Origin of the sequence: Aminobacter sp. MET-1, from assembly GCF_026521175.1 — a bacterium.
Lineage (GTDB): Bacteria > Pseudomonadota > Alphaproteobacteria > Rhizobiales > Rhizobiaceae > Aminobacter.
This window is the reverse complement of sequence record NZ_JAMSHL010000010.1, coordinates 198,852-204,954: the sequence shown is the minus strand read 5'-3', so window position 1 is coordinate 204,954 and position 6,103 is coordinate 198,852. Positions and strand designations below refer to the sequence as shown.

At 62.3% G+C, this 6,103-nt stretch carries 6 protein-coding genes; 5 read left to right on the top strand and 1 reads right to left on the bottom strand.

Features of this window, described 5'->3' with window-relative positions; translation table 11 throughout:
- The first annotated feature begins 193 nt into the window (after positions 1 to 193).
- Positions 194 to 1,192 (top strand): DUF4105 domain-containing protein, encoded by a 999-nt coding sequence (locus NDO48_RS16295; RefSeq protein ID WP_040457317.1) that lies wholly within the window; start codon positions 194 to 196, stop codon positions 1,190 to 1,192.
- A 95-nt stretch (positions 1,193 to 1,287) separates the two neighbouring features.
- On the opposite strand, the gene NDO48_RS16290 is transcribed toward NDO48_RS16295, so the two are convergent.
- Complete coding sequence (locus NDO48_RS16290; RefSeq protein WP_018430697.1) at positions 1,288 to 2,319, bottom strand: LacI family DNA-binding transcriptional regulator; 1,032 nt, start codon at positions 2,317 to 2,319, stop codon at positions 1,288 to 1,290.
- Positions 2,320 to 2,589: 270 nt separating this feature from the next.
- Here NDO48_RS16290 and NDO48_RS16285 point away from each other — a divergent pair, with 270 nt between their 5' ends.
- From NDO48_RS16285 to NDO48_RS16270, 4 genes are all read left to right on the top strand, one after another.
- Positions 2,590 to 3,924 (top strand): ABC transporter substrate-binding protein, encoded by a 1,335-nt coding sequence (locus NDO48_RS16285; RefSeq protein ID WP_267321786.1) that lies wholly within the window; start codon positions 2,590 to 2,592, stop codon positions 3,922 to 3,924.
- 105 nt (positions 3,925 to 4,029) lie between these two features.
- Positions 4,030 to 4,977: a carbohydrate ABC transporter permease gene (locus NDO48_RS16280; RefSeq protein ID WP_018430699.1), complete on the top strand. Its 948-nt coding sequence runs from the start codon at positions 4,030 to 4,032 to the stop codon at positions 4,975 to 4,977.
- Positions 4,974 to 5,915 (top strand): carbohydrate ABC transporter permease, encoded by a 942-nt coding sequence (locus tag NDO48_RS16275; RefSeq protein ID WP_018430700.1) that lies wholly within the window; start codon positions 4,974 to 4,976, stop codon positions 5,913 to 5,915. Before NDO48_RS16280 ends, NDO48_RS16275 begins: the two co-directional genes overlap by 4 nt.
- Positions 5,912 to 6,100 carry a hypothetical protein gene (locus NDO48_RS16270; RefSeq protein ID WP_018430701.1) on the top strand — a complete coding sequence of 63 codons (189 nt, stop codon included), beginning with the start codon at positions 5,912 to 5,914 and terminating at the stop codon, positions 6,098 to 6,100. The genes NDO48_RS16275 and NDO48_RS16270 overlap by 4 nt, the downstream gene beginning before the upstream one ends.
- The last annotated feature ends 3 nt before the right edge of the window (positions 6,101 to 6,103 follow it).

Sequence of the window (6,103 nt, the reverse complement as noted above, 5' to 3'; positions counted from 1 at the left end):
AAGCTCAGCCAGCCCATCGACATCACCGACAACGAAAAGCCCGGCAAAACGCCGGGCTTTTTGCTTTTGCGATCGTGCTGCAGGGCGCGTCGTGTCGCGCCATACCTCTCACCCGCCAACCGGCACTTGCCGCCGGGCGATCGATCTGCGATCCCGGTACCGGGCAAAGAACTGGATCCACGTGGAGTTGGCATTGCGCAGTGTGGGCTTGATCGTTTCGGCCATCGTCCTTGTCGTCGCCATCGTGCTTTCGACCGCCTGGGCGGCGCTGGCGCTTTGGTATCGGCTGCCTGCGCCTGACCTTGCCAAGGCGCTCGTTGCCTGCCTTTTCGTCCTGCTCGGCCTTGCGGCAGCCATCGGGCTTTTCACCGTTTGGCGCGTCCACGCGCTGGCGCTGTTCGTCATCGGTTTCGCCGCGGTGCTGGTGTGGTGGAACACCATCGTCCCGTCCAACCATGCCGAATTCGCACCCGACGTGGCCCGCCAGGTCACCGGCGCGCGCGACGGCGACGTGCTGACCCTGACCAACGTCCGCGACTTTGACTGGCGCAGCAACACCGACTTTACCGAACGCTGGACGACCCGCAGCTACGACCTGAGTAAGCTCAAGACGCTTGACCTGTTCATGTCCTACTGGGCCGGCCCCGAGATGGCGCATGTCATCATGAGCTTCGGTTTCGAGGGTGGCGAGCAACTCGCCTGGTCGGTCGAGGTGCGCCGGCAGAATGGCGGCCAGTTCTCGCCGATCGCCGACCTGTTCAAGGCCAACCCGCTGGTCATCGTCGCCGCAGACGAACGCGACGTCGTCGGTGTCCGTTCGAATGTCCGTGGCGAGGATGTCCAGCTCTACCGGCTGAACGTCAAGCCAAGCGACGCCCGGGCGCTGCTGCTCGGCTATGTCGCCGATGCCAACGCATTGGCCGAGACGCCGCGCTTCTACAATTCGATCACCACAAACTGCACCACCGTAATCTTCAAGATGATGCGCGCCGTCGGCGACGTCAGTCCTTTCGACTGGCGGCTGATCGTCAACGGCTACCTGCCGGAATATGCCTATGCACGTGGTGCGCTCGACGGCAGCCTGTCGATGCAGGAGCTGCGCAGCCGCTCCCATATCGCCCAGCGGGCGCTGGCGGTCGGCCTGACCGATGATTTTTCGCGAGACATCCGTGAAAGGGTGCCGCAGCCTTAGCCTGCTTCTGGGTGAAGGCCATCAAATGAGATCATGTGCAGGTAGGAGCCAAGGCCTTCCTGTCGCCGCATTTGCCCCCATGACCTTTCGCCATCTCACTCGAACTGCAGATTCTCCTTGAGCAGGACCTCGATGCGGATGCGTTCCTGGGAGGCAAGGGGTTCGCGGTGGTCGGAGCGGGCGCGCAGGATACGCAGCGCGCTGCGGACGGCATGGCCCGGGTCCTGGGCGATGACGGCGTCGATGCGCTCGTCCATCAGCGCCTGCTCGCTGAACGGAGTGCGCTCGTGGGCGACGACGGTAAGCGCCCGGGCGCCTTGTGTGTTCCACACGGCTGTCAGCGGCACGCGGGCCTCGGAACTCAGCACATAGACGGCGACGGTATCCGGGTTGTGTTCCAGAGTGCGACGGATGATCAGGTCGGCACGCTTTTCGTCAGCATAGGTTTCCAGCGACGGCAGGGTCTCGAGATGCGGGAACTGGGCGTTGATGATGCTGTCGAAACCGAGGCGGCGCTGGATGCTGTCGAGCGCCATCATGGTCTCGGCGACGACCATGATCTTGCCCGGCCGTTCGCAGAGGAAGCGGCCGGCGATCTTGCCGGCGGTGGCGCCCGCGGCAAAGTTGTCGACGCCGACATAGTCGGCGCTCTCAAGCCGCTCCTGGCCCGACAGGAACTGCACCACCCGAACGCCGCGCTCGACCAGCCTGAGCATCGCGTCACGCACTTGTGGTGACTCGGGCGCCATGACGGCGACGCCATCGACAATGTCGTGGTCTATGGCCGTCAAGTATTTCGCGACATGGTGCGGGTCGCTCATGGCGATCTGCACGGCCTCGACATCGGTCGAGTCGGCGCGCAGTGCCTCCTTGGCCTCGGTGACCCGGGCGATGAGCTCGGCAAGATACTGGTCACCCGAGGTCGGCAGGACGAAGCGGAAGCGGTAGGTCTTGTTGCGGGCCAGCGCTACGGCGGCGGGATTGCGCATGAAGCCGATGCGCTCGATGGCCTCGGCCACGCTCCTTGCTGCCTTCGGGCTGACATTCGGCCGTTCGTTGAGGACGCGGTCGACGGTCGCGAGGCTGACGCCCGCGGCTTCTGCCAGGTCTTTTGTGGTTGGCCGCACGCTTTTGATCTCATTTCCAGCTTCGAACCGGATTTCTCCAACAAAAGCAGATGAAAAGCAAGTTTTGAGGTGCGTACCTCAAAAATCGCTTGCGTTGAGGTGCGCACCTCAATTATGACTCTCATCGTGGTCGCCAGGAGGATTGAGCGGGCCACACAGGCGGCGCGGAGGAGACTGGCCCGCCGGGAAGATCATTCCGCGTCAGGTGCCCGTAAAGGGCGTTTTCAGCCTTCCGATGGAGGTCGGAAGAATGGGAGGGAGGTCCCAGCCATGACATTTCGCCATGTTAGATCATTGGCCGCGTTCGGCGCCGTTTTGGCTGCCGGCGTGGCAGGTACAAGCCAAGCCAGCGCAAAGGACCTGACGCTCTGCTGGGCAGCCTGGGATCCGGCCAACGCGTTGGTCGAGCTTAGCAAGGATTTCGAGGCCAAGAGCGGCGTCAAGATGAAGTTCGAGTTCGTGCCGTGGCCGAACTTCGCCGACCGCATGCTCAACGAGCTGAATTCGGGTGGAAAGCTGTGCGACCTGATGATCGGCGACAGCCAGTGGATCGGTGGCGCGGCGGAGAACGGCCAGTATGTGAAGCTCAATGATTTCTTCGACAAGGAAGGAATCAAGATGGACGACTTCATCCCGGCGACGGTGGTCGGTTATGCAGAATGGCCAAAGAATTCGCCCAATTACTGGGCGCTGCCGGCCTTCGGCGACGTCGTCGGCTGGAGCTATCGCAAGGACTGGTTCGCGCGGCCCGAGCTGCAGGCCGAGTTCAAGCAGAAATACGGCCGCGACCTCGCGGTGCCGAAAACCTTCGCCGAGCTCAAGGACATCGCCGAGTTTTTCCAGAAGCGCGAGATCGACGGCAAGACGGTCTATGGTGCGGCGATCTACACCGAGCGCGGCTCCGAAGGCATCACCATGGGCGCGATGGACGTGCTCTACAGCTTCGGTTTCCAGTACGAGAACCCCGACAAGCCTTACGAGCTCGACGGTTTCGTCAATTCGGCCAAGGCCGTGCAGGGGCTGGAATTCTACAAGCAGCTCTATGACTGCTGCACGCCTCCCGGCCATTCCGACGCCTACATGTCCGAGGACATCGACGCCTACAAGTCGGGCCAAGTCGCGCTGCACATGAATTTTGCCTTCACCTGGCCGGGCATCAATGCCGACGCCAATGTCGGCGGCGACAAGTCGGGCTATTTCCCCAACCCGGCGGGTCCGGACGGGGTGGTGTTTGCCCAACTCGGAGGGCAGGGTATCTCAGTGGTCTCTGCGTCGGAGAAGAAGGACGACGCGCTCGCCTACATCAAGTGGTTCGCCCAGCCCGAGATCCAGCAGAAATGGTGGCAGATGGGCGGCTATTCGGCCCTGCGCAAGGTCGTCGAGGATCCGGGCTTCGCCACCAGCCAGCCCTATGCCCAGACCTTCCTCGACTCCATGGCGATCGTGAAGGATTTCTGGGCCGAGCCTGCCTATGCCTCGCTGCTGCAGGCAACGCAGAAACGCTTCCATGATTATGTCGTTGCCGGCCAGGGTTCCGCCCAGGATGCGCTCGACGGTCTCGCCAAGGATTGGACGCAGATCTTCGACGACGAAGGCAAGTACTGATCGCTGCAAAGCCCTGTCCCGCATCCTCCCAGCGGGCCATGCTACGGTGCGGAGCCGGCGCTTGCCGGCTCCGTCGCCGCACAGTTGATAATCAGGGGACTATCAATGCTGCATTCACCGGTGGATCGCGTCGCCGAAGCGACGCCGCACGCCATTGCCAAGCGTTTTCGGGGCCTGTCTGACCGTTCGCTCGCCTGGCTCTTCGTCGCTCCCTCAATCGTGCTCCTGCTCGCGGTCAACATCTTTCCGCTGATCTGGACGATCCGGCTGAGCTTCACCAACTTCCGCGTCAACCGCCCCAATGCCGAGGTCGAGTTCGTCGGCCTGAAGAACTACATCAGCATCCTGTCCGACAAGGACATCTGGCTGACCATGCAGGCGACGGCGCATTTCCTGATCTGGACCATCGTGCTCCAGGTCCTGATCGGCTTTTCGCTCGCCTATCTGATCAACAAGAAGTTCCGCGGCAACGATCTCTGGACGACGATCATCGTGCTGCCGATGATGCTGAGCCCGGCGGTGGTCGGCAATTTCTGGACCTTTCTCTACCAGCCGCAGATCGGCCTGTTCAATTATGCCATAGGCTTCCTGACGGGCGCCGATCCCTCCAGCTTCTCGATGATCGGCGATGTGGCGCTGGCGCCCTGGGCGATCGTCATCGTCGACACCTGGATGTGGACGCCCTTCGTCATGCTGATCTGCCTGGCCGGGCTGCGCTCCATTCCCGACAGCATCTATGAAGCCGCCGAATGCGATCGCGCCAGCAAATGGCGGCAGTTCTGGACCATCACCATCCCGCTGGTGCTGCCGTTCCTGATGCTCGCCGTGCTGTTCCGCGGCATCGAGAACTTCAAGATGTTCGACCTCGTCGTCCAACTCACCGGCGGCGGCCCGGGTTCGATCACCGAGCTCACCTCGATCAACCTCAAGCGCGAAGCCTTCGAGAAGTGGCGCACCGGCTATGCCTCGGCCTACGCCGTCATCCTGTTCGTGACCGTCTTCGGCCTGGCCTCGATCTATGTCAAAGCCCTGAACAAGGTGAAACAGCGATGAGCAGCTATTCCATCACCGAGCCGTCGCGCCGGCAGAAGTGGTTCGCCGGAGTGCTTGTCGTCCTCTATGCGCTGATCACGATCCTGCCGCTGGTCTGGATCATCGGCACCAGCTTCAAGTCGCCGTCGGATGCCATCGCCTACCCGCCAAAAACCTTGTTCACGCCGACGGTCGAAGGCTACGTCAACGTCTTCACCACCCGCACCCGGCTGACCGAAGAACAGTTGCAGGCGGTCGGCGAGCCCCAGACCTGGTACGACAAGCTGGTGCGCAAGGACGGGCTCGTCATCTCGGGGCCGTCGCGCTTTGCCGAACGCTTCACCAATTCGGTCATCATCGGTTTCGGCTCGACGGTGCTCTGCATCGTGCTGGGAACTGCGGCGGCCTATGCCTTCTCGCGCTTCAAGGTACCGCTGAAGGATGATCTTTTGTTCTTCATCCTGTCGACACGGATGATGCCGCCGATCGCGGTCGCCATCCCGATCTTCCTGATGTTCCGCTCGCTCGGGCTCAGCGACACCCATGCCGGCATGATCTTGCTCTACACGGCGGTGAACCTGTCGCTGTCGGTGTGGCTGCTCAAGGGCTTCATCGACGAGATCCCGATCGAATACGAGGAGGCGGCGCTGATCGACGGCTACACGCGCTTCCAGGCCTTCTACAAGGTCGTGCTGCCGCAGGCGGCGACGGGCATCGCCTCGACCGCAATCTTCTGCCTGATCTTTGCCTGGAACGAGTATGCCTTTGCCGTGCTGCTGACCTCCGGCAACGCCCAGACCGCGCCGCCCTTCATTCCGACCATCATCGGCGTCAGCGGCCAGGACTGGCCGGCGGTCGCCGCGGGCGCAACGCTGTTCCTGGTGCCGGTCATGGTCTTCACCATTCTCCTGCGCAAGCATCTGTTGCGCGGCATCACCTTTGGGGCGGTACGCAAATGACAGGGTTTCTCGACGGATTGCTTCATTTCCGGCGCGGCGCCTGGGAGATGCTGGCCTCGGTGCTGATCGCCGCCGGCGTATTCATGCTCATGCAGCCTTTCGCTTTGGTCCTCTATTCCTGGTCCTTCCTCGTAACCCTGCTGGGCACGGTGATGTTCATCATCGTCAGCCATTTCCCGGAGTAGGCC

Excerpts from the sequence above, each read along its gene's own strand:
- NDO48_RS16285 (WP_267321786.1), top strand. The coding sequence starts at position 2,590 with ATGACATTTCGCCATGTTAGATCATTGGCCGCGTTCGGCGCCGTTTTG.
- NDO48_RS16280 (WP_018430699.1), top strand. The coding sequence starts at position 4,030 with ATGCTGCATTCACCGGTGGATCGCGTCGCCGAAGCGACGCCGCACGCC.
- NDO48_RS16275 (WP_018430700.1), top strand. The coding sequence starts at position 4,974 with ATGAGCAGCTATTCCATCACCGAGCCGTCGCGCCGGCAGAAGTGGTTC.
- NDO48_RS16270 (WP_018430701.1), top strand. The coding sequence starts at position 5,912 with ATGACAGGGTTTCTCGACGGATTGCTTCATTTCCGGCGCGGCGCCTGG.